The sequence below is a fragment of the Rothia nasimurium genome (genome assembly GCF_928381415.1).
Classification (GTDB): Bacteria; Actinomycetota; Actinomycetes; order Actinomycetales; family Micrococcaceae; genus Rothia; species Rothia nasimurium_H.
This window is the reverse complement of the sequence record NZ_CAKMSF010000043.1, coordinates 1-255: the sequence shown is the minus strand read 5'-3', so window position 1 is coordinate 255 and position 255 is coordinate 1. Positions and strand designations below refer to the sequence as shown.

The 255-nt window shown below is 58.8% G+C and carries 1 protein-coding gene; it reads right to left on the bottom strand.

The annotated features are described in order from the left end of the window. Positions 1-255, bottom strand: a 255-nt coding sequence (locus L7A20_RS11915; RefSeq protein ID WP_237207735.1) for a transposase, incomplete at both ends; no start/stop codon positions are given.

The following is a 255-nucleotide window of genomic DNA, read 5'->3' as shown; positions in this document are numbered from 1 at the left end:
TCTGCCCAAAGGCCTCCAAAGCCGCCTGCGCAGCCTGCTCGGTCACCGCCTGATAGACCGGCTTCAAATCCCGGGAAATCGCCTCCCAGTGCTGCCTGGGGGCGTAATGCATGGAATTGCGGATCATGTGAATGACGCAGTTTTGCACAATCGTGCGTTCATAGACCGCATTCACGGCCTCAGGCAGGCCGGTGAGCCCATCACAGACCAGGTAGAAGATATCAGCGGTGCCACGGTTCTTCAGCTCGGTCAGGA